We start from the raw sequence: 21,260 nt of genomic DNA, 5'->3' as shown, positions 1-21,260 counted from the left end.
CCTGTACCTGCCCCTAGGGTGGCCACGAGCCGCCCACGACGAGGAGTACCCATGCGGGCCCAGTACCGCTCCATGATCCGTGCCGCCACCGTCGCGACCGGCGCGCTGGCCGTCCTGCTGCTTCCCGCGGGCGCCGCCTTCGCCGCCGACTCCACCGCACCCACGGAGAGCCGGACCTCGATCATGCTGCCCGACAACGGGCTGGCCGGACTGGCCGAGAAGGCCGGCCATCTGCCCAAGGCGGGTCTGCTCGGCGGCGTGGGCGCGCTGGGCGTGGCCGGCGTCGCCACCGGCCTGCACCGCCGGCGCAACGGAAGCCGGGGCCGGCAGGCCTGAGCCGCCGCCCACCGAAGCCGGACGCCCCTCCCGCCACCGCGCGCTACTCCTCCCCCACCAGGCGCTGCACCTCCTGGTACCCCATCGCCTCGCCGCCCGCCGCGTCCGCCGGGCGCACGGCCGTCCGGATGGCGTCCGCCGCCGTGAGGGTGGCCTGCAGGGCCGTACGGAAGAGCAGCGAGCCGGTGCTGACGCGGCGCACACCGAGCTCCGCCAGACGGCTGACGGTGTGCCGCCCCGGCGCGAAGAGGATGTTCAGCGGGGCGGGGATCTCGGCGGCCAGCACCGACACCTCCTCGTCTGCGGTGACCCCCGGCACGAAAATGCCGTCGGCGCCCGCCGCCAGGTAGCTCTCAGCCCGTGAGAGCGTCACCGACAGCGGCGGCGGGGCGTCCGCCAGCCAGTGGGTGTCGACCCGGGCATTGAGGAACAGGCCCGGCGCACGTTCCTTCAGCGCGCTGATCAACTCTGCCTGGCGGACCGGATCCTGCAGCCCCTCGCCGCCGGGCAGCCCGTCCTCCAGATTCAGCCCCGCGGCCCCGGCCTCCGCCAACTCGGCCACCAGCTCACTCACTTGGCCGAGGTCACCGCCGAATCCCCCTTCGATGTCGACCGTGTACGGGCAGGGCAGCCGGCCCGAGAGCCGCCGCGCCAGGGCCACCGTCGCGTCCCGGACCTCGGGGCGGGCCTGCCCGTCCGGACAGCCCAGAGCCGCGGCGATGCCCAGGCTCGTCGTGCCGACCGCCGCGTACCCGGCCCCGGCGAGCGCGAGGGCCGAGGTGACATCCCAGGCGTTGGGCAGCAGCAGCGGCTGATCGGCGTGGTGCAGCGCGTGGAAGTGGAAGGTGGCGTACTCCGGGGAGGTGCTCATACGGGCACCGTAGGCCGGAGCCCCTTCGGTAGGCGCCGAAGACTCGCGGCGGACGCCGGAGTCATGACCACTCCGGCGTACAGCGCCGCGCCCGCCCGGGGGGCCACGCCGCTCGCGGCCCCCTCCGGGAGACCGGTGCGCCGGGGCCCGGACGGCAACCCGCCCGGCCCTCACGACGGACCCCGAGCCCCCCAAAAAACCGCCCTCTACCAGCGGCCCCCCTACCCGCCTCCCTGGCACGTCCCCGGCCGCCCGTACAGCGTGATCCGGGCGCCCCGGACCTCCGTGCTGCGGCAGATCGTGAACGCATCGTGCAGCGTGGCCCGTTTGGCGATCTCCTGGTCGTTGTCGTCGGCCGGCCCGCCGTCCGGGTCGCCGGCGACGACGATCCGGCGGGCGGCCAGCATCCGTTCGCGGATCGCGTCGCCGGACCGCTCGGTGCCGTAGAGGGTGTGGGAGGCCTGCGGGCTCTTCGCCAGCGCGAGATCGTGCAGCCCGCGGAAGTCGTGCGGCTGGGTCGCGCGCCAGATCCGCCGCCGGGCGGGCATGAACAGCAGCCCGTCGCCGGGCTCGGACATCGCCCGCACCGCCTGGGCGACCGCGGTGACATCGTCGACCCGGCTGTCCGGGCTGCGCAGATGGACGTCGACGGGCAGCAGCGCCGCCAGGATCAGCACCACCGCCAGCGTCCGGCGCAGCCGCCGGCCCCGGGTCTGGCCCTGCTCACCGGCCGGCCGCAGCAGCCGCGCCAGCGCGGCGCCCGCCAGCAGCGCGAACCCGACGACGTAGTAGAGGACATAGCGGTCCACATACGCCGGTTCGACGTGGGAGAGCAGCAGCAACAGGAGGGTGGGCAGCAGGAGCAGGGGGACGCCGAGGGCGCGCAGGCCGATCGGGCCGCGGGAGCGGAGGGGGACGCGGGCGCAGGCGATGCCGAGGACCGCCAGCACGGCGAACGTCAGCAGCTGGACGGGGTCGGGCCACATGAGCCAGCTGATCTGCGCCGACTGCCGGGTGCTGAAGACCGCGAGCGGCGCCAGGCAGGCGAGGACGGTCGCCGCGCAGAGCAGCCAGGCGCGCAGGACGCGGCGGGGCAGCCGCGCCAGGATCACCGCGGCGCCGTGCGCGGGCAGCGCCAGCGAGGCGAACTCGTGCAGCAGACAGGCGAGCAGCATCAGCGCCGTATAGCCGAGCCACAGCTGGCGGCGCGGGCGCGCGCCGGCCAGGACGAGCAGATAGCTGGCCCAGACGACCAGCGCACAGACGGTGGCGTACGAGCGTCCCTCCTGTGCGTACTGCTGCACGACGGGGATCAGCGCGAAGGTGAGGCCCGCCAGCAGGCCCGCCCGCCGGCCGACCAGGCGCTGCCCCAGCAGGGCGACACCCGCGGCGGCGGCCGTCATCGCGGCCACGGACGGCAGCCGCAGGCCGATGACCGCGCCGAGCGCATCGCCGAGGGTGGCGTCGTAGAGCAGGAACCAGCCGTGCATCAGCGCGTAGTACAGGCCGTGTACGACATCGACGTGCTGGAGCGTGGGCCACAGCTCGGCCAGGCTGCGGTGCGCCATGTCGTAGGTGACCGCCTCGTCCCGCCATACGGCGTCCTGCCGGCGGATCCCCCAGGCGCCCAGGAACAGCATCAGCCCGGAGGGCATCAGCACCACCGCGCCCTGTGCCACCCGCGCGCCGCGGGCGGCCACGGCGGACGCGTAGGTCTTCTGTGCTTGCGCTACGTCGATGACGGACTCCGGTCACGCACGGGACGGACGGACAGACAGTCAGAAAGACAGGCTCACGAGCAAAGGACGGGCCGGCGGGCGGCCGGTGGGGATGACCGGCTCGGGGGGGGGAGGACGGCCGGCCGGCGACGCGAGCGGCCGGCCGGATCGTCGGACGGCGGAAGAGGCGGTGGGGCCGGATGGCTTGCGCCCCCCCGGGGGGCCGGGGGGCCGGGGCTGCCGGGCGGTGGTCCGGGGGCTCCGGGCCGGCCGCCCGGAGCCCCCGGCACCGCTCACCCGATGCGGACCAGCTTCGAGCCGAAGCCCGGCTCGACGAGGTCCTTCTGCAGGGCGACCGGCACCTTCTGCATGCTCTGGCCGTTGCCGACGGTCAGCATGCCGACCTCGGTACCGGCCTTCGCGGTGTGCGGGATGGTCTTGCCCCCGTCACCGACGCTCAACTCCAGCTTCTGGCCCGGGACTCCGACCGCCTTCAGGTCCTTGGTGGCGACGACCGGCGTGAGCCCGTTCAGACCGTCGTCGACGTACCCGACGACCTGGCCCTTCTTCACCGCCGTGGCCGAGGTCAGCGCGTCGCGTACGGCCTGGATGACCTTCTGGCTGTTGTCCTTGACCAGGATGAGGCTGTTGGAGCCGTCGGGGTCCAGACCCTTGAAGTGCTGGTCCATCATCGTGCCCAGTATCAGCCTGTCCTTGCCGCCCACGGACTTGTAGGCCGCCCAGGACAGCGTGCCGCCGGCCGCCGTGCTGGAGCCGGTCTTGATGCCCTTGATGCTCAGCCCGGCCAGCAGCAAGTTGTCGATATTGCTGTTGATCCGCTTCGGCAGGCTCGGGATGTCGGCGTTGGGCATGGCGACGATCGGCCGGAAGGCGTCGAACTTCATCACGGCCTCGGCCAGCTTGAGCTGGTCGACCGCGGTGCTGACGGTCTTGGGGTCCAGGCCGCTGGGGTCGGTGTAGGTGGTGTTCTTCATGCCCAGTTCCTTGGCGGCCGCGTTCATCTTCTTGACGAACGCCGCCTCGTTGGCGGACTTGGTGTCCCAACGGGCCAGCAGCCGGGCGATGTTGTTGCCGGACGGGATCATCAGCATCTTGAGCATGTCCTGCTCGCTGAACTTCTGGTTCGCCTTGAGCCCCTCGATCCGGGACTCACTCGTGGAGCCGCCCTCGGCCACCGCCTTGGCGTCGACCTCGATCTGCGGGCCCTTCTCGTCCTTCTTGAGCGGGTGGTCCCGGAGGATGACATAGGCCGTCATGATCTTGGCCACGCTCGCGGTCGGCACCGGCTTCTGCGGGCCGAACGTCCCCAGGTCCCCGGAGCCCACTACCTTGATCGCGGCCTGCCCCTGCGCGGGCCACGGGACGGCGAGCTTGCCGCCCTCGAAGGTGAACGAGGACTTGGCGTCGCCGACCGTGAGCGTCGGGTTGGGCAGCGGGCGCACCGCCTGGGCGACCACGAAGACGATCGCCAGCAGCACCGCCAGCGGGGTCCAGATCTTGAAGCGGCGGACGACCGTGCGCAGCGGGGTCTGGGCCGGCGGCGGGGTGTTGGTGAGCTGCGCCAGGAGGTCGAGCGGCGGCAGCGGTTCCTGCTTGGTCCGCTCCGAGTCGGGCAGCGCGGCGGGAGCCGACGCGCCCGTGGCCTCCGCTGCGGACGGCGTCGCGCCCGTCCGGCCGGCCGGCTCGGTCGACGCGGCCGGCTTGGCGGGCTCGGCGGCGGGCAGCGCACCGGGAGCCTTGGCCGCCGGCTTCTCCGGCGACTTCTGCGCCGGCTTCTCGGCCACCTTGTCGGCCGTCGCGCCGGCGGACTTCGCGGCCGCCTCGTCCGCGGGCTTGTCCTCCGCCTTGTCCGAGGGCTTGTCGGGCGTACGGGCCGGTGTCCTGGGCGCCGTCTTGCCCAGCGACCTGCCCGCCGTACCGTCGTCCGCCGACTTCAGCGCCACGAACTGGCTGGTCCGCTCCGACTCCCGCTCGGGCGCACCCTTCGCCTTACCGCCGGCGTCCTTCTTGGCCTCGCCGTCCTTCTTGGCCTCGCCGTCCTTCTTGGCGTCGCCGTCCTTCTTGGCGTCGCCCTCCTTCTTGGCGTCGCCGTCCTTCTTGGCGTCGCCCTCCTTCTTGGCGTCGCCGTCCTTCTTGGCGTCGCCCTCCTTCTTGGCGTCGCCGTCCTTCGCGGAACCGGCCTCGCCGTCGCTGTCGGAGGTGTCCTTGGCGTCGGCCTTGGGGGTGGTTTTGGGGTCGTCCTTGGCATCGGCCTTGCCGGTGCCCTCGGGCTTGCCCTTGGCCGCGTCCTTGCCCCTGGCGGGCGGGTTGATCTTGAACGCGGTGGTCGCCTGGTCGACGGACTCGGCCGCCGCACCCTTCCCCTTCAGCTTCGCAATGGCAAACACCCGGGTCGCGTCATCGGCCGGCGCCTCCTCGGCGTCACCACCGTCGCCGTCGCCCGCGCCCTTGCCGTCACCCTTGGCGTCGCCCTTGCCCTTATCCGCGCCGCCGGCCGCCCCGGCGGGCTTGCCGTTCCGCGGCCCGGTGGTCTTGAACACGGCGGTCGGCTGATCGACGGGCCCGGCCTGCCGGGGCAGCGATGCGCCATCGGCAGCGGGCTCCCCCTCGGCCTCCGACTCACCCCCGGCCTTCGCCCCGGCCGTCACGTCCGACGCCGCGGCACCCTTCGACTTCGGCTTGGCCTCAGACTTCGCGTCCGGCTTTGCGTCCGGCTTGGCTTCAGACTTCGCATCCGGCTTCGCGTCCGGCTTTGCCTCTGGCTTCGCGTCCGGCTTTGCGTCGGCACCGGCGGCCGCCGGCTTCGACTCCGCCGTCGCGGTCGCGTCGCCGTCGTCGCCGTCGTCACCCTCGGCCCCGTCGCCGCCCTCGGCCTCCTCGTCGTCCGTCCCTGCGACCCAGGCGGCCACAGCGGCGCGGAGGCGGTCGTCGCCACCCTCCCCGCCCCCATCGCCCTCAGCGGCCCCCTGAGACGCCTCAGCGGCCTCGGAGGCATCGCTCCCTCCGGACGACGCCTCGAACGAGTCCGCAGCCTGCTCCTCGGACGGCTCCACGGCCTTCGCCCCGTCCGCGGCCTCCGGCTTCTCGGACTTCGGCTTCGGCTTCGGCTTCGGCTTCGATGTCGCCTTGGCCGCAGACTTCGTCCCGGTCGCGGCCTCCGCACCGCCCTCCGGACCGTCCTCCGGGCGCACGTCTTCCCCCGCCCCCGCCCCCGCTTCCTGCTTCTTCTTCGCCGGCTCGTCCGGCTCACGGCGGAAGGCGGACAGGCGCGGATCACGTTCGCTCCGCGCCGTCTCCCCCGACGACTGCTTCTTGTCCGACTTGTCGGGGGACTCGCCCGCCACCGATGTCTCCTTCATTTGTCGCACTGCCTGCCTCGGCCCAGTGTTTCCAAGTGTCCTGTGTATGCGCAGCACCATCTCGCCGCCACGCGTATCAGCACGCGTCACACCCCGCAGAAAGATGTCGCCGACGTGCAAGACGAGAACGACATACCTACCGGTTCCCTACCGAACCCCCCACGCACCCTCGACAGATGAATGTGAGAGGGGTCACCCTGTCATTCATCCACGCGGGGAGGCATGGATGGGCAGAAGCCGCAGAACAATTCCGGAGGAGCTTCTGCTGCTGGCTTTGGACCCGACCACGGGCACCACAGCACAGCCGCAGTCGCTCGACCTCGGCCTGGCCGGGGCCCAGCTAGTAGAGCTGGCTCTGGCAGGACGGATAGCCCCAGACGGGGATCGTATCGCCGTGGTGATGGCACGGCCGACAGGAGATCCAACACTGGACTCCGCGCTCGAATTGCTGCGCCGACGCGGCAGTCCGGTGCGCGCGGTCCACTGGATCGGCGGGCCCCGACTCGGGCTGCGCCAGACCTACCTCACGCATCTCGAACGGTGCGGCATGGTGCATGCCGTGGCGGGCCATATGTGCGGGGTACTGCCGACGACGCGCTACCAGGCGACGGAGACGGCCATCAGCCGGGAGATCAGGACCCGGCTGGACAACGCGATCCGCACCGGCGTACCCCCGGACCCGCGGACCGCGGCGCTGGCCGCGCTGGCCCATGCGGTCGGGCTCGGCAAGCATCTGTACCCCGGGAACGAAGGGCGGTCATCGCGCTCCCGTCTCCGGGATCTGATCCGCCACGACCCCATGGGCGGGCTGGTCGCTCACGCCGTCATGGATGTGCAGAACGGCGTCGGGGCCCAGCCCCGGAGGCCGCAGGCCGCCGCCGTGGCACCGGTACGGCAACCGGCGGCCCGGGCCGCCGCGGAACCGGCCGGCGCGCCGGGCCAGTCGCGGCACAGCCACGGCAGGATGGCCCGGGTGGGCGCCCGCTGACGCCGGCGGACGCCGTTCCGCACTACCGACAGCACCCCCACAGGTAGAGCGCGCACACAGGCACAGCACGCCGCACCGTCCCCACAGTCCCGTTCGGGAGCCGCAGCACACGGCGCGGGGTGGCGGGCCGACCGTTGTCCAAAACGGTCGACCCGCCACCCCGCGCCTCTGCATCTGCTCGGCCGCGCTTTACCGGTTCCGGCCCCAAATTTCCAGCCTGACCACCTTGTCCAGCCATTTGCCAGCGCGATGCGGACCGTTGGTGGCAGTCTGCTGAACAGAAAACAGCAGTACGGAGCCGGAGGTGCACTTAGCGTGGCGTCCAATGTCAACCCCACCGTCAGGCGACGCCGATTGGGCCAGGAGCTGCGCAGGCTTCGAGAGGCCAAAGGCATGACGGCAGAAGAGGTGGCGGACCGGCTGCTGGTCTCCCAGTCGAAGATCAGCCGCCTGGAGAACGGCCGCCGCAGCATCAGCCAACGGGATGTGCGCGATCTCTGCGGGGTCTACGAGGTGGCGGACCAGCACATGGTCGAATCTCTGATGCAAATGGCGAAGGAGTCCCGTCAGCAGGGCTGGTGGCACGCCTTCGGGAGCCTCTCCCCGAGCTACAGCGTCTACATCGGGCTCGAAGCCGACGCGCTCTCCGTGCGGAACTACGAGTCGCTCCTGGTGCCCGGCCTCCTGCAGACCCCGGAGTACGCGGAGGCCGTGATCCGCGGGATGTGGCCTGAGGCCACCCCGGAAGACGTCGAGAGCCGCGTCGGCGTGCGTCTCAAGCGGCAGCAGCGGCTGCACGCCACCGAGACCCCGCTCCGTTTCTGGGCCGTGATCGACGAGTCGGCCACCCGCCGGGTCGTCGGGGACCGCCGGACGATGCGTGAACAGCTCGAGCGTCTCGTCGAGTTGAGCCTGCTCCCCCACGTCACACTCCAGGTGGTGCCGTACTCCGTGGGGTCCCACCCCGGAATGACCGGGACGTTCTCCATCCTGGAGTTCGACGACCCCTCGGACTCCACCACGGTCTATTTGGAAGGCGTCACCAGCGACCTCTACCTGGAGAAGCACGGGGACGTCCACAAGTACGGGATCATGTACGAACATCTCCGGGCCCAAGCACTGAATGCGGACGAGACACGCAAATTCATCTCAGATGTGGCCAAGGAGTACGCCGCCTGATCCGGCGGGCCGGAAAGTACACCACCACCGCACCCCGAAGGAAGAGCCCTCCGGCATATGTCATCCGGTTGAGTGAGCGGCTCCTCCCGTTAGCGATGTTGGAGCGTAGCGTCATGAGCACCCCGAGAAGTCACCACTTCTCGCCCACCTGAACGCACGGGAGTGCAAATGACGAGGAATCTCAACACCGATCTGATGTGGTGGAAGTCGACATACTCAGGTAAGGACGGAAATTGCGTCGAGGTCGCCCGCGTGGACGACTCCGTTGTCGGCGTCCGTGACAGCAAGGCCCCCCGCGGACCGGTTCTCTCCTTCTCAGCGCAGGCATGGACGGCCCTGCTTTCGGATATCGACCACGGACGCCTTGGCAGCGCCTGACACAAAAGTCGCCCGCGTCACGATACGAGCCCTCTCGACTGGTCCGCCGTCCTGGCCGAGGGGGCTCAGCCTCGCCCGTCGCGCAGCCCCCGCCCACCGCCCCCCCGGAACGGAGCGGCCCCGCGTCAGCGGAGTTCGTCGACATAGCGATCGGTTCCCGGCACGGTGGGAATGAACGGCGCAACGAATTCGACGGAGCCCGGCGCACGTTCCGCCACCAGGGAATCGAGCCCCGTGAAGTGCTCCTCCCAGCACCCGCGCGGATCCTGCTCCAGGAACCAGAGAAGCGTCAGCCGGGTATCCACGCCGGCCACCTGCTCGACGTAGGACATTCGGTCGTCCGGCAATGGGTGGGGACGAAAGATCAGCACCATGGCTGCGGGAGATCCGGACAGTCGTGCCGGAAGGTGCTGCGAACACAGCCACTCCAGAAGATTTGCGCGCTGAACGGGGCCGGCGGCATCGATTACCTCCACGACCAAACCGGCGTAGGGGTAATTCAGCGCGTGAATGTCCCGGGGGCCGTCGCTTCCGTCGCGATACACCGTGGCCAGGTGTCTGTGGAACGCCGTAAAGACATGGGTCCGGTCATGATGGACGCGGCCGTCGCGATGGAGACGCTGATTGATTCCCACACTCCACTTCAGGTGCTCGGAATAGCGCCCCTCCGTGACCCAATATGTCGAGATATAACACCCACTGGCCACGGGTCGCGCGACCGCGGACTCCACCGGATACCGGAGGAGCTGGAGGTCGCGCGTCGCCACCCACCGGCGGCCCGCGTACATCCACGGCATGGCCATGGCCCCGGCGATGAAGTGATCGTCCTCGTACCAGCGGTTGTAGGCACGCTCCTGCCCGGCGTGTGGCTCCACCATCGTGATGAGCGCATGCCCCGGGCGCACGCCGTAAGGGCCCGCACCGGCCAGCCGGGCATAGGTCTCCAGATCACTGGCCTCGCTCATGGCGGCCCTCCCGGGGCGGAGTCGTGGACGGGAACCAAGTTTGACGCCCCGTCAGGTCACGCGCCAGGGGTGCGGCTGTCACAAGGCGTCCCGCGCAGGTCGCCCCCGGCACCATGCCTTCCGGCACCTCCTCCCGGGGCCGGGTTTCCCCCTGTGGAAAACCTGTGCACCCCCGGTCGCCCCGCCTAAGCTGCCTGTCGTCTGCCGCTCGAGCCGTCGCGCGGACCAGCAGCGAGGGGAGTCGCCATGCCGGACGCACCACTTGGCCGGGCGGGTGTCCCCGTGCCCGGGCTCGCCGCCCGGGCGGCGCGGACCGGCGGTTCGCCCGTGCGCGAGATTCTGGCGCTCACCGCCCGGCCCGAGGTCATCTCGTTCGCCGGCGGGCTGCCCGCGCCCGAGCTGTTCGACGCGAAGGGCATCGCGGCCGCCTTCGCCCAGGTGCTCGCCGAGGACCCGTCGCGCGCGCTGCAGTACTCCACCACGGAGGGAAATCCGGAGCTGCGCGCGGCCGTCGCGGCGCGCACCACCGCGCGCGGGCTGGCCACCGACGCCGACGACCTGCTCGTGACCACCGGCTCCCAACAGGGGCTGACGCTGCTGGCCACGGCCCTGCTGGAGCCGGGCGATGTGGTGCTGGTCGAGGACCCCTGTTACCTCGCGGCGCTGCAGATCTTCTCCTTCGCCGGCGCCCGGGTGGTGCCGGTGCCGACCGACGACGAGGGACTGGACCCGGTCGCGCTGGACGAGATCACCGCGCGCGAGCGGCCCAAGCTGCTGTACGTCGTACCGACGTTCCAGAATCCGACCGGCCGCACGCTGTCCGCCGGGCGCCGGGCCGCGGTGGCCGAGGTCGCCGCCCGGCGCGGGCTGTGGATAGCCGAGGACGATCCGTACGGCGAGCTGCGGTTCGAGGGCGAGCCGGTGCCGTGGGTCGCCTCCTTCCCCGGGGCCGAGGACCGGACGGCGCTGCTCGGCTCGTTCTCCAAGGTGATGGCGCCCGGGCTGCGACTGGGGACGCTGCGCGCACCGGCCGCGCTGCGGCGTGCCTGCGTGATCGCCAAGCAGGCCGCCGATCTGCACACCTCGACCGTCGACCAGGCCGCCGCGGCACGGTATCTGGCGGTCGCCGATCTGGACGCGCATCTGATGCGGGTGCGCTCGGCGTACCGCGCGCGGCGGGACGCGCTGGTCGACGGGCTGTCCGAGGCGCTGCCCGAGGGCTCGCGGTGGAACCGTCCGGCGGGCGGGATGTTCGTGTGGGCGACGCTGCCGGAGGGGTACGACGCCACGGCGCTGCTGCCGGAGGTGGTGCGGCACGATGTCGCCTACGTCCCCGGGGCACCGTTCTTCGCCGGGGCACCGGACGCCACCGCCGCCCGGCTGTCGTTCGTGACGCACTCCCCGGAGGAGATCCGCGAAGGTCTCGGCCGGCTGCGGAAGGCACTGGAGCACGCCCGCGGGGACGGATGAGTGCGGCGGGCGGCGGCTGCCGGGACGGATGAATGCCACGGCCGGCGGTCGACCGCCGCTACGTGCCCGTGCGCGGACGGGCTCTGGCCTTCCGCCGCCCCCGCACCTATTCTGACGCACCGTCAGGAACGCGGAACGTACGGGACGGCCCGGCCGGGAGGCGCGCATGCTGCTGCGGAACAAGACCGTCATCGTCTCGGGCGTAGGGGCCGGGCTCGGCCAGCAGGTCGTGGCGGCCTGCCTGCGGGACGGCGCCTCGGTGGTGCTGGGCGCCCGCACGGCGGCGAATCTCGCCACATCGGCCGACCGGCTGGACCCTTCGGGGGCGCGGACGGCCTGGCAGGCGACCGACATCGCCGACGAGGCGCAGTGCGCGGCGCTGGCCGCACTGGCCGTGGAGCGGTTCGGCGGGATCGACGCGGTGATCCATGTGGCCGCGCTGGACTCGCTCTTCGGGGGCCTTCGGGACGCCGACTTCGAGTCCTGGCGCAGCGTCGTGGACATCAATCTCTTCGGCACGCTGCGGATGACCCGCGCCTGTCTGCCCTCGCTCACGGCGCGCGGCGGCGGCTCGGTGGTGATGATCGGCACCCAGTCGTCCCTCGCCGCGCCCTCGCAGGTGCAGCAGGCGGCGTATGCGGCGTCCAAGGGCGGGCTGGTCTCGGCGATGTACTCACTGGCGCGCGAGCTGGGGCCGGACCGGATCCGGGTCAACACCGTGCAGCCGGGGTGGATGTGGGGCCCGCCGGTGGAGGCGTACGTACGCTTCCAGGCGCACACCGAGGGCGTCCCGGAGTCCGAGGTGCTCGACCGGCTCACCGCACGGATGGCGCTGCCCGAGCTGGCGACGGACGCGGATGTGGCCGAGACCGCGGTCTTTCTGGCCTCCGACCGGGCGCGCGCCATCACGGGCCAGTCGCTGCTGGTCAACGCGGGGGAGCTGATGCGGTAGCCGGGGCGGCCGGCTGGCCCGCGAGGGCCGGTCGCCGGCCGGCACGGGCTACGCCCTGGGGTACCGGGCCAGCCACCCCGGCGACGATCCGGCCGGGCCGTGCAGCGCGGCTCCCTGGGTCATCTCCATCGAGAAGTCGTCGGCCAGCTGCAGGATCGTGCCCCGGCCCTCCAGCTCGACCAGCCAGTCCGGCGGCAGCGCCGTCTCGCCGTGCAGGGTGCCCAGCAGATTGCCGCAGATGGCGCCGGTGGAGTCGCTGTCGCCGCCGTGGTTGACGGCGAGCAGCAGCCCGTGCCGGACGTCCTCGGCGACCAGTGCGCAGTACACCCCGATCGCCAGCGCCTCCTCGGCCGTCCAGCCCTCGCCCAGCGACTCCACCCGGGCGGGCGTCGGCATCCCCTGCCGTACGGCGCCGAGCGCGCGCTTGAGGGCGTCGGAGGTCTCCTCGTGGCCCGGGCGGGTGGCCAGATGCGCCAGTGCCTTCTGCACGGCGCCGTCGAGCACCTCACCGCGGGCCAGTGAGTGGCTGATGACCGCGAAGGCGCCGGCGGCCAGATAGCCGGTGGGGTGGCCGTGGGTCTGGGCGGCGCACTCGGCGGCGAGCTGGAAGACCAGCTGCGGCTCCCAGCCGACCAGCAGCCCGAACGGCGCGGAGCGCATCACCGCGCCGCAGCCCTTGGAGTCCGGGTTCTTGGGCGCCTCCAGGGTGCCCATCACCTCGTCGCCGAGTCCGCTCAGGCAGGCCCGGCCGGGCGCGCGGCGGGAGTAGAGCCACTCTTCCCGGGCGAGCCAGCCGTCGTCCTTCTTGCGCTCGTCCGGGCCCCAGTCGCGCTGGGTGGCGGCCCAGCGCAGATAGGCGCGGTGGACGTCGGTCGGCGGGTGCCAGGCCCCGGTGTCGCGGCGGACCTGCGCCCGGATCAGTCCGTCCACGGTGAACAGGGTCATCTGGGTGTCGTCGGTGACCGCGCCGCGCCGCCCGAAGGCGGGCACGAGTTCCGTGACGCCCTCCTGGCCGTGCGCCGTGCGGATCGCGTCGAGCGCGTCGAATTCGATGCCGGCGCCCAGTGCGTCGCCGAGGGCGCCGCCGAGCAGACAGCCGCGCACCCGGCTGCGGAAGTCCTGCTGTTCCGCGCGCCCCCAGATGGCGCCGCCTCCCGCTGCGCTCACTGCGCCTCCCGAAGCTCACGACGTTCGGGGGCCTAGCAGAGGCCCCCCGGGGCAGCACTGTAATCGTTCAGGATTGATCAATTTTTGCCCAGGAGGGTAATGCGAATAGTCACTCACAAGGAGGCTTTTGGCCGGTACGGTCCCGATCAGCACCATCCGGCCACCCCGGCCACCCCGGCCGTCCCCGTCGCCCTCCCGGGAGAATCCGCATGACGTTGCGCTGCGCCGTACTCGACGACTACCAGGACATCGCCCTCTCGATGGCCGACTGGTCCCTCCTGGCGGGCGCCGTGGACGTCCGTACGCTGCGGCGGCCCCTCGGCTCCGAGGACGAGGTGGTCGCGGCGATCGGCGACTGCGAGATCGTCGTCGCGATGCGCGAGCGCACCCCGTTCCCCGCCTCGCTCCTGGCCCGGCTGCCCCGGCTGCGGCTCCTGGTCACCTCCGGGATGCGCAATGCCGCCATCGATCTGACGGCCGCCGCCCGGCACGGCGTCACCGTCTGCGGCACCGCCAGTAACACCGAGCCGCCCGTCGAACTGACCTGGGCACTGATCCTGGGCCTCGCCCGCCACCTCGCCACCGAGAGCACCGCGATGCGCGCCGACGGGCCCTGGCAGACCACGCTCGGCGCGGATCTGCACGGCCGCACGCTCGGACTGCTCGGCCTCGGCAAGATCGGCACCCGGGTCGCCCGGATCGGCCGGGCCTTCGGCATGAACGTGACGGCCTGGAGCCGGAATCTGACCGCCGAGCGCGCCACGGAGGCGGGCGTCCGCCTCGCCGCCTCCAAGGAAGAGCTCCTGGAGACCGCCGACTTCGTCTCCGTGCACCTCGTGCTCGGCGACCGCACCCGCGGCCTGCTCGGCGCGGGAGAACTCCGGCGGATGCGGCCCACGGCGTACCTCGTCAACACCTCCCGCGCCGCCATCGTCGAGCAGTCCGCGCTGCTGCGGGCGCTGCGCGAGCACTGGATCGCCGGCGCCGGCCTGGACGTCTTCGACCAGGAGCCACTGCCCGCCGGCCACCCGCTGCGCACCCTCCCGAACGTGCTCGCCCTCCCCCACCTCGGCTATGTCACCCGCCGCAACTACGAGGGCTACTTCCAGCAGGCCGTCGAGGACATCACCGCCTTCCTGGCGGGCAGCCCGGTCCGCGAACTGGGCTGACGCGGGCGGGCGGCAGCGGCGCCGGTGACCGGCGGACGGCAGGGCCGCCCGGCCCCCGAACAGGGGGTCAACCGTTCGATCATGGCGGCGGTGCCCGCTGGGCATGCTGTCCCCATGTCCGAGTACGAGTGGGATCGCACCACCATGGCTGTCGTCGCCTCCGCGCTCTCCGGAGACAGCGACGGCGCGGTGGAACTCCTCCGTCCGCTCCCCCAGAGCGATGTCTGCCATATCGCCGTACGGCTTGCCGCGATGGCCGCCGACGCACTGATCGTCGCCGCCCAGGACAGCGGAGGCGACCGCGAGGAGGCACTGTCGCAGTGGCAGCAGTGCATCCTGCAGCACGAGGCCGAGTACGAGGGCGGCGAGTAACGGGGCCGCGCGGCCGGCCGGAGCGCCCGATCCGGGTGCGGCCCGTCAGGCAGCCGGCCTCGTGGCGCCGGCGGCGCCGCCTCCCGCGCCGGCGCCGGCCCGGCCGCCTCAGCTACTCCACAACCGGCAGCAGCTCCGGCAGATGGCCGTCCGAGGCGAGGGCGGCGGTGCGGCGTTCCTCGGGGACCGGGCCGTAGGTCGTGGTGCGCGGGCGGGCCGGGCGGCCGGCCAGGTCGGCGATGGCGATCAGGTCCTGGATGGAGCGGTAGGAGCCGTAACTCGAACCCGCCATCCGGGAGATGGTCTCCTCCATCAGGGTGCCGCCCAGGTCGTTGGCGCCGGAGCGGAGCATTTCGGCGGCGCCCTCCGTGCCGAGCTTGACCCAGCTGGTCTGGATGTTGGTGAGGTGGGGGTGGAGCAGCAGCCGGGCCATGGCCGTCACCGCGCGGTTGTCGCGCGTGGTGGGGCCGGGGCGGGCGATGCCGGCGAGGTAGACGGGGGCGTTGGTGTGGATGAAGGGGAGGGTGACGAACTCCGTGAAGCCGCCGGTCTCCTGCTGGATCTGTGCCAGCAGCCGCAGATGCCCCAGCCAGTGGCGCGGCTGGTCGACATGGCCGTACATCATCGTCGAGGACGAGCGGATGCCCAGCTCATGGGCGGTCTTGATGACCTCGACCCAGGTGGCGGTGGGCAGTTTGCCCTTGGTGAGGATCCAGCGGACCTCGTCGTCGAGGATCTCGGCGGCGGTGCCGGGGAGGGAGCCCAGGCCGGCGGCCCTGGCCTCGGTCAGCCACTCGCGGATCGACAGCCCGGTGCGCGTGGCGCCGTTGACGACCTCCATGGGCGAGAAGGCGTGCACATGCATCCCGGGGACGCGTTCCTTGACGGCCCGCGCGATGTCGAAGTACGCGGTGCCGGGCAGATCGGGGTGGATGCCGCCCTGCATACACACCTCCACCGCGCCCACGTCCCAGGCCTGCTCGGCACGGTCGGCGACCTGGGAGAGGGAGAGGGTGTAGGCGTCGGCGTCGGTGCGGCGCTGGGCGAACGCGCAGAAGCGGCAGCCGGTGTAGCAGACGTTGGTGAAGTTGATGTTCCTGGTGACGATGTAGGTGACGTCGTCGCCCACGGTGTCGCGGCGCAGCGTGTCGGCGATGGTGCAGAGGGCGTCCAGGGCCGGTCCGTCGGCGTGCAGCAGTGCCAGCGCCTCGGCGTCGGTGAGCCGGGTGGGGTCGTCCGCGGCCTGTGACAGCGCCTGTCGTACGTCGGCGTCGATGCGCTCGGGCACCATCCCGGGGGCGGCGGCCTCGCGCAGCGCCTCCCAGTCGCCGTAGACCTCGTCGAAGTCGTCGCGGCGGTCGGTCGTGCGGCCCTCGGTGTCGATGGTGTGGTGCAGGTCGGTGCGGCCCGAGGAGCTCATCGTGAAGCCCTCGTCGGGCTCCTGCCAGGGGCGGCCCACCACGGGAGCGTCCTCCACCGCCAGGCCCGTCTCCGGGTCGGCGAGCGCACGGACATGGGGCAGCAGGCGGGGGTCGAGCCAGGGCTCGCCGCGCTGGAGGAACTCCGGGTAGATGGGGAGCCGTTCGCGCAGCTCGAAGCCGGCCGCGGCGCAGCGCGCGGCGAGCTCCTCGATCTGCGGCCAGGGGCGCTCGGGGTTGACGTGGTCCAGGGTCAGCGGGGAGACGCCGCCCCAGTCGTCGATCCCCGCGTCGATGAGCAGGGCGTATGCGCCGTCGACGAGGTTGGGCGGCGCCTGGATGCGGGTCGAGGGGCCCATGAGGTGCCGGGCCACCGCGATCGTCGCGGCGAGTTCCTCCAGCTCGGCGTCCGGCATTCCGCGCATCGCCGTGTCCGGCTTGGCGCGGAAGTTCTGCATGATCAGTTCCTGGATGCCGTGGTACGCGCGCTGGATGCGGCGCAGCGCGAAGAGGGACTCCGCGCGCTCCTCGTACGTCTCACCGATGCCGATGAGCAGCCCCGTGGTGAAGGGCACGTTGGAACGGCCGGCGTCCTCCAGGACGCGCAGCCGGACGGCCGGTTCCTTGTCGGGCGATCCGTGGTGCGGGCCGCCGGGCTCGCTCCAGAGGCGCTCGGCGGTCGTCTCCAGCATCATCCCCAGGGAGGGCGCCACGGGCTTGAGCCGCTGGAAGTCCGTCCAGGACAGCACCCCGGGGTTGAGGTGCGGCAGCAGACCCGTCTCCTCCAGGACGCGGATGGCCATGGCACGTACATAGGAGAGCGTGTCGTCGTAGCCGTGCGCCTCCAGCCACTCGCGGGCCTCGGGCCAGCGCTCCTCCGGCTTGTCGCCGAGCGTGAACAGGGCTTCCTTGCAGCCCATTTCGGCGCCGCGGCGGGCGATGTCCAGCACCTCGTCGGGCGACATGAACATCCCGTGGCCGTCCCGGCGCAGCTTGCCGGGGACGGTGACGAAGGTGCAGTAGTGGCACGTGTCCCGGCACAGCCGCGTCAGGGGGAGGAAGACGCCACGCGAATAGGTGATGACTCCGGGGCGGCCCGCGGCCTCCAGGCCGGCGTCCCGCACCCGGGCCGCGGAGGCGCACAGGTCCCGCAGGTCCTCGCCGCGGGCCTGCAGCAGCACCGCGGCCTCGCCGGCGTCCAGCGCCACTCCGTCCCGGGCCCGCTTGAGCGCACGGCGCATGGCGTTGGCCGTGGGCCGGCTCCCGCGGGCGGGTCCAACGGTGAGGGCGCGGTCGGTCCCTTGGTCGGATGCCTGGTCAGGTCCCTGCGCGCTGGAAGTCATCCTCCGAGGATACGAGCGCCCACCGACAGCGCCGCCGCCGCAGAACCGGCGGTTGATGTGCCGCTGATCACTACGGACGGAGGTGTCGTCCGGGCCCGTGGGGGCACTTCCCGGCGGCGGCTCACCGCACGCCTACATACCGGCCAGCAACTCCTCGGAGTAGGTCCGGGTCAGGAACTCCATGTTGTGACCGTCGGGGTCGTTGAGGTAGAGACCCCGGCCGCCGTCCAGGGTGTTGATCTCCTGCGGCCTGCTGTGCAGGGGATCGGCCCAGTAGGACAGCTCACGCTCCTGTATGCGCGCGAAGATCGCGTCGAACTCCTCCTCGGTCACCAGGAACGCATAGTGCGTGGGGACGAACTCACGGCCGCCGGCGACATGCTCCGCGTAGTCGAGGGCCACCCCGTTGTCCAGCTTGAGGGCGGCGAAGGGGCCGTACGCCTTCGGTTCGGGCGCGCCGAGCAGATCGGCCAGGAACCTGGCGGAGGCGAACCGGTCGGTGCTGTGCACGATCGTGTGGTCGAGGCGGGGCATGGGATCTCCTTGCTCTCTCCGGGCCCGTGACCGGCGGCGCCGCCCCGGCTCCGCGGGGATCGGGCCGGCCGTCGCTCTTCCGGGGGCCGCTGACCGGACTCCTTCGGACCCCTGAGCCGCCGCGACGCCGGCCTGCGGGTCCTCACCTCCGACGCTACGTCCACGAGGCCGGCCCCGGAACAGCCTCCGGTCGCCCTCTGGGCCGGGGACGGTACGCCGATGGTCCTAGGGCTCGCCGGTGGAGCGCGGCCCGGGACGCGGGACGGGGGTGGTGCGGACGGCCGTGTCGCGCCCCCGGCCGCCCCGGCCGTCACCATTCCCTTACGGCCCGCTCCCCTGCGTCACAGATACTGCGCGAAGTCATCGAGCGTCCGCAGGACTTCCGCCTCGCCGGCCGCCGGCAACTGCAGGACCACTTCCTCGAGGCCCAGCTCGCGGTAGTACGCCAGCTTCCCGGGCGAGGGGCGGACCGCGTACGGCACCACGACCGGCTCGCCGGTGCGCCCGGCGTCCGTCCACGCCTGCCGGAGCGCCGGCACGGTCTCGGTCAGTCCCCGCCCGCCGATCGGCAGCCACCCGTCCGCGTAGGCCGCGATCTGCCCGAAGAGCTTGGGCCCGGCCGCGCCGCCGAGCAGGATGCGCGGCGCGCCGTGCACCGGCTTGGGGTGCGCGAGGGATGCCCGTACGGAGCCGAATGCGCCCTGGTACGCGGTCGGTTCCCCGGCCCACAGGGCGCGCATCAGCGCCACCCGGTCACGGGCCAGCTCCCGCCGGGTCGACCATTCCACCCCGTGGTCGGCGGCCTCCTCGACGTTCCATCCATAGCCGATGCCGAGGGTGAAGCGGCCCCCGGAGAGGAAGTCGAGGGTGGCGACCTGCTTGGCGAGGTCGACCGGATCGTGCTGGCCGACGAGGGTGATGCCGGTGCCCAGGGCGAGCCGCTCGGTGACCGCGGCGGCCTGGCCTAGCGCGATGAACGGGTCGAGGGTGCGGCCGTATTCGCGGGGCAGGGGTTCGCCCATGGGGGCGGGGGTGTCGCGGCTGACGGGGATGTGGGTGTGCTCGGGGAGGTAGAGCCCGGCGAATCCGCGCTGCTCCAGCTCGTGGCCCAGCCGGTCCGGCCGGATCGTCTCGTCCGTCAGGAAGATCGTGGTCGCGATCCGCATGTGGGAAACCTCCGTCAGACGTGTGGGTGACCGCATGGTGCCTCACCGGTCAACGGTTATCCACAGCCCTTTCGCTGCGTGTCCCGCCCGCGTACAACAGTTCACGCGGCGCAACGAGCCGACCGCACGGCGACACGGAACGGACACCACACGGCACAGGGGGCGGGGATGGAACGACGCGAGGTCCTGAGACTTTCGGCGGTTGCGGGCGCGACGGGCGCGCTTACGCTCGGACGTGTGAGCTTCGCCGACGCGGCACCCGCGGACGGGCGGCCCGGAGGCGGGCCCGGTGAGCAGACCCGTCGGGTCACCGGCCATCTGCCCACGGGCGCACCGGACTTCGTCCATCTGCCCGTCGAAGTCCCCCCTGGCGTCCGTGAGATCGCCGTCTCCTACACCTATGACCGGCCGGCCGTCCCCGAGGGCACGGCCGGCAACGCCTGCGACATCGGCATCTTCGACGAGCGGGGCACCGCCCTCGGTGGCGCCGGCTTCCGCGGCTGGTCGGGCGGGGCGCGTACGGAGTTCTTCCTGCGCGCCGACGAGGCCACCCCGGGCTATCTCCCGGGTCCCGTCAACGCCGGTATCTGGCACCTCGCCCTCGGCCCGTACACGGTCGCGCCGCAGGGGCTGTCCTACGACGTCACGGTCACCCTGCGGTACGGCCCCCGGGGCCACACCCCGGTTCCCGTTTATCCGCCCGAGCGCGCCCGGGGCCGCGGCCGCGCCTGGTACCGCGGCGACAGCCATCTGCACTCCGTGCACTCCGACGGCAAGCGCACGCCCGCCGAGATCGCCGCGCTGGCCCGCGCCGCCGGGCTGGACTTCCTCACCACCACCGAGCACAACACCACCTCCTCGCATCGCGCCTGGGAGGGCCTGTGGGGCGATGACCTGCTGATCCTCACCGGCGAGGAGATCACCACCCGCAACGGTCACGTGGTGGCGATGGGCACCGACCCCGGGGTCTTCATCGACTGGCGCTACCGTGCCCGCGACAACGCCTTCGGCAAGTACGCCCGTGCCGTACGGCGGGCCGGCGGCCTGGTCATCCCCGCGCATCCGCACGCCACCTGCATCGGCTGCAACTGGAAGTTCGGGCTGAACGACGCCGATGCGGTGGAGGTGTGGAACGGCCCGTACACCCCCGATGACGAGGTCACCCTCGCCGAGTGGGACAACACCCTGGTGGCTCACATCCAGGGCCGCGCCGACTGGCTGCCGGCCGTCGGTCACAGCGACGCCCACCGCGATCCGGATGTCGTCGGCCTGCCACAGACCGTGGTGCTCGCCGACGACCTCTCCCGCCGCGCCCTGCAGGACGGCATCCGGGCGGGCCGCGTCTGGATCGCCGAGTCCGCGAAGATCGACCTGGCCTTCTCCGTCACCGGCGCGCACGGCGAACACGCCGGGATCGGCGAGCGCCTGGACGTCCCGGGCACCTCCGAGGTCACCGCCCAGCTGAAGGTCACCGGCGCCCCGGGCTGCACGGCCTCCTTCATCACCGACCAGGGACGGCTGCACACGGCCCCCCTCCCGCCCTCGGGCGCCGGCACCCTCAGCTGGCGGACCACCCCCGACAACGCCGCCTACATACGCGCGGAGGTCCGCCACCCCGCCACCACCCCGGGCTTCCCGGGGCCGATGGCCGCGATGACCAACCCGGTGTTCGTGGGGCGCTGGGGCTGAGTCCTGGGCCGGGCCCCAGGCCCGGGGGGAGTCGGGGGAGCCGGCGGGCCCGGCGCCCCGCGGCCCGAGGATCCCGGCGGACCATCTCCCCGGCCGACCGAGGGCCCTGCGGACGGCCAAAGCCAGACGCCTCCCGCACCGCGACCCGGGAGGGCCGCACCCGCC

The 21,260-nt window shown here is 72.3% G+C and carries 17 protein-coding genes; 9 read left to right on the top strand and 8 right to left on the bottom strand.

What is annotated here, in order from left to right:
* The first annotated feature begins 51 nt into the window (after positions 1–51).
* Positions 52–336 (top strand): hypothetical protein, encoded by a 285-nt coding sequence (locus tag OIU81_RS21240; protein WP_329150211.1) that lies wholly within the window; start codon positions 52–54, stop codon positions 334–336.
* A gap of 43 nt (positions 337–379) precedes the next feature.
* Here OIU81_RS21240 and OIU81_RS21235 read toward each other — a convergent pair whose 3' ends face one another.
* The 3 genes from OIU81_RS21235 to OIU81_RS21225 form a co-directional block, all read right to left on the bottom strand.
* Positions 380–1,207 carry an isocitrate lyase/PEP mutase family protein gene (locus OIU81_RS21235; protein WP_329150209.1) on the bottom strand — a complete coding sequence of 276 codons (828 nt, stop codon included), beginning with the start codon at positions 1,205–1,207 and terminating at the stop codon, positions 380–382.
* 221 nt (positions 1,208–1,428) lie between these two features.
* Positions 1,429–2,862: a glycosyltransferase family 39 protein gene (locus OIU81_RS21230; protein WP_443074157.1), complete on the bottom strand. Its 1,434-nt coding sequence runs from the start codon at positions 2,860–2,862 to the stop codon at positions 1,429–1,431.
* A 356-nt stretch (positions 2,863–3,218) separates the two neighbouring features.
* Positions 3,219–6,290 (bottom strand): D-alanyl-D-alanine carboxypeptidase, encoded by a 3,072-nt coding sequence (locus tag OIU81_RS21225; protein WP_329150205.1) that lies wholly within the window; start codon positions 6,288–6,290, stop codon positions 3,219–3,221.
* A gap of 241 nt (positions 6,291–6,531) precedes the next feature.
* On the opposite strand from OIU81_RS21225, the gene OIU81_RS21220 reads away from it, so the two are divergent.
* The 3 genes from OIU81_RS21220 (at position 6,532) to OIU81_RS21210 (ending at position 8,850) form a co-directional block, all read left to right on the top strand.
* Complete coding sequence (locus tag OIU81_RS21220; protein ID WP_329150203.1) at positions 6,532–7,293, top strand: GOLPH3/VPS74 family protein; 762 nt, start codon at positions 6,532–6,534, stop codon at positions 7,291–7,293.
* A gap of 315 nt (positions 7,294–7,608) precedes the next feature.
* Complete coding sequence (locus OIU81_RS21215; protein WP_329150201.1) at positions 7,609–8,472, top strand: helix-turn-helix domain-containing protein; 864 nt, start codon at positions 7,609–7,611, stop codon at positions 8,470–8,472.
* A 168-nt stretch (positions 8,473–8,640) separates the two neighbouring features.
* Entirely contained in the window at positions 8,641–8,850 is a 210-nt protein-coding gene (locus OIU81_RS21210) for a DUF397 domain-containing protein (protein ID WP_329150198.1), read from the top strand.
* A gap of 125 nt (positions 8,851–8,975) precedes the next feature.
* Here the strand turns inward: OIU81_RS21210 and OIU81_RS21205 are convergent, their stop codons facing one another.
* Positions 8,976–9,815 (bottom strand): hypothetical protein, encoded by an 840-nt coding sequence (locus OIU81_RS21205; protein ID WP_329150196.1) that lies wholly within the window; start codon positions 9,813–9,815, stop codon positions 8,976–8,978.
* 246 nt (positions 9,816–10,061) lie between these two features.
* On the opposite strand from OIU81_RS21205, the gene OIU81_RS21200 reads away from it, so the two are divergent.
* On the top strand, positions 10,062–11,285 hold the full coding sequence (locus OIU81_RS21200) for an aminotransferase-like domain-containing protein (protein ID WP_329150194.1): 1,224 nt from the start codon (positions 10,062–10,064) through the stop codon (positions 11,283–11,285).
* Between the two features lie 166 nt (positions 11,286–11,451).
* The gene (locus OIU81_RS21195; RefSeq protein WP_329150192.1) at positions 11,452–12,237 is read left to right on the top strand and encodes an SDR family oxidoreductase; all 786 of its coding nucleotides are present in this window, start codon (positions 11,452–11,454) and stop codon (positions 12,235–12,237) included.
* Positions 12,238–12,285: 48 nt separating this feature from the next.
* On the opposite strand, the gene OIU81_RS21190 is transcribed toward OIU81_RS21195, so the two are convergent.
* Positions 12,286–13,404 (bottom strand): ADP-ribosylglycohydrolase family protein, encoded by a 1,119-nt coding sequence (locus OIU81_RS21190; protein ID WP_329150190.1) that lies wholly within the window; start codon positions 13,402–13,404, stop codon positions 12,286–12,288.
* Between the two features lie 209 nt (positions 13,405–13,613).
* Between OIU81_RS21190 and OIU81_RS21185 the strand changes: the two genes are divergently transcribed.
* Both OIU81_RS21185 and OIU81_RS21180 read left to right on the top strand, forming a co-directional pair.
* Positions 13,614–14,573 (top strand): D-2-hydroxyacid dehydrogenase family protein, encoded by a 960-nt coding sequence (locus OIU81_RS21185; protein WP_329150188.1) that lies wholly within the window; start codon positions 13,614–13,616, stop codon positions 14,571–14,573.
* Positions 14,574–14,687: 114 nt separating this feature from the next.
* Positions 14,688–14,945 carry a hypothetical protein gene (locus OIU81_RS21180; RefSeq protein WP_040900550.1) on the top strand — a complete coding sequence of 86 codons (258 nt, stop codon included), beginning with the start codon at positions 14,688–14,690 and terminating at the stop codon, positions 14,943–14,945.
* A 112-nt stretch (positions 14,946–15,057) separates the two neighbouring features.
* Here OIU81_RS21180 and OIU81_RS21175 read toward each other — a convergent pair whose 3' ends face one another.
* From OIU81_RS21175 to OIU81_RS21165, 3 genes are all read right to left on the bottom strand, one after another.
* On the bottom strand, positions 15,058–17,604 hold the full coding sequence (locus OIU81_RS21175; RefSeq protein ID WP_443074156.1) for a bifunctional FO biosynthesis protein CofGH: 2,547 nt from the start codon (positions 17,602–17,604) through the stop codon (positions 15,058–15,060).
* A gap of 234 nt (positions 17,605–17,838) precedes the next feature.
* Positions 17,839–18,240 carry a VOC family protein gene (locus OIU81_RS21170; protein ID WP_329150180.1) on the bottom strand — a complete coding sequence of 134 codons (402 nt, stop codon included), beginning with the start codon at positions 18,238–18,240 and terminating at the stop codon, positions 17,839–17,841.
* A 341-nt stretch (positions 18,241–18,581) separates the two neighbouring features.
* Positions 18,582–19,406, bottom strand: coding sequence for a TIGR03619 family F420-dependent LLM class oxidoreductase (locus tag OIU81_RS21165; RefSeq protein WP_329150178.1), 825 nt, complete (start codon positions 19,404–19,406; stop codon positions 18,582–18,584).
* 168 nt (positions 19,407–19,574) lie between these two features.
* Here OIU81_RS21165 and OIU81_RS21160 point away from each other — a divergent pair, with 168 nt between their 5' ends.
* Entirely contained in the window at positions 19,575–21,095 is a 1,521-nt protein-coding gene (locus OIU81_RS21160) for a CehA/McbA family metallohydrolase (protein WP_329150176.1), read from the top strand.
* Positions 21,096–21,260: the final 165 nt, after the last annotated feature.

Source organism: Streptomyces sp. NBC_01454 (assembly GCF_036227565.1).
Lineage (GTDB): Bacteria > Actinomycetota > Actinomycetes > Streptomycetales > Streptomycetaceae > Streptomyces.
Note: the sequence above shows the minus strand (reverse complement) of the source record. Positions and strands in the feature narration are given on the sequence as shown.

Coding starts and splice junctions, on each gene's coding strand:
- OIU81_RS21240 (WP_329150211.1), top strand. CDS start 52: ATGCGGGCCCAGTACCGCTCCATGATCCGTGCCGCCACCGTCGCGACC.
- OIU81_RS21235 (WP_329150209.1), bottom strand. CDS start 1,207: ATGAGCACCTCCCCGGAGTACGCCACCTTCCACTTCCACGCGCTGCAC.
- OIU81_RS21230 (WP_443074157.1), bottom strand. CDS start 2,862: ATGCCCTCCGGGCTGATGCTGTTCCTGGGCGCCTGGGGGATCCGCCGG.
- OIU81_RS21220 (WP_329150203.1), top strand. CDS start 6,532: ATGGGCAGAAGCCGCAGAACAATTCCGGAGGAGCTTCTGCTGCTGGCT.
- OIU81_RS21210 (WP_329150198.1), top strand. CDS start 8,641: ATGACGAGGAATCTCAACACCGATCTGATGTGGTGGAAGTCGACATAC.
- OIU81_RS21205 (WP_329150196.1), bottom strand. CDS start 9,815: ATGAGCGAGGCCAGTGATCTGGAGACCTATGCCCGGCTGGCCGGTGCG.
- OIU81_RS21200 (WP_329150194.1), top strand. CDS start 10,062: ATGCCGGACGCACCACTTGGCCGGGCGGGTGTCCCCGTGCCCGGGCTC.
- OIU81_RS21195 (WP_329150192.1), top strand. CDS start 11,452: ATGCTGCTGCGGAACAAGACCGTCATCGTCTCGGGCGTAGGGGCCGGG.
- OIU81_RS21185 (WP_329150188.1), top strand. CDS start 13,614: ATGACGTTGCGCTGCGCCGTACTCGACGACTACCAGGACATCGCCCTC.
- OIU81_RS21180 (WP_040900550.1), top strand. CDS start 14,688: ATGTCCGAGTACGAGTGGGATCGCACCACCATGGCTGTCGTCGCCTCC.
- OIU81_RS21175 (WP_443074156.1), bottom strand. CDS start 17,604: ATGCGCCGTGCGCTCAAGCGGGCCCGGGACGGAGTGGCGCTGGACGCC.
- OIU81_RS21170 (WP_329150180.1), bottom strand. CDS start 18,240: ATGCCCCGCCTCGACCACACGATCGTGCACAGCACCGACCGGTTCGCC.
- OIU81_RS21165 (WP_329150178.1), bottom strand. CDS start 19,406: ATGCGGATCGCGACCACGATCTTCCTGACGGACGAGACGATCCGGCCG.
- OIU81_RS21160 (WP_329150176.1), top strand. CDS start 19,575: ATGGAACGACGCGAGGTCCTGAGACTTTCGGCGGTTGCGGGCGCGACG.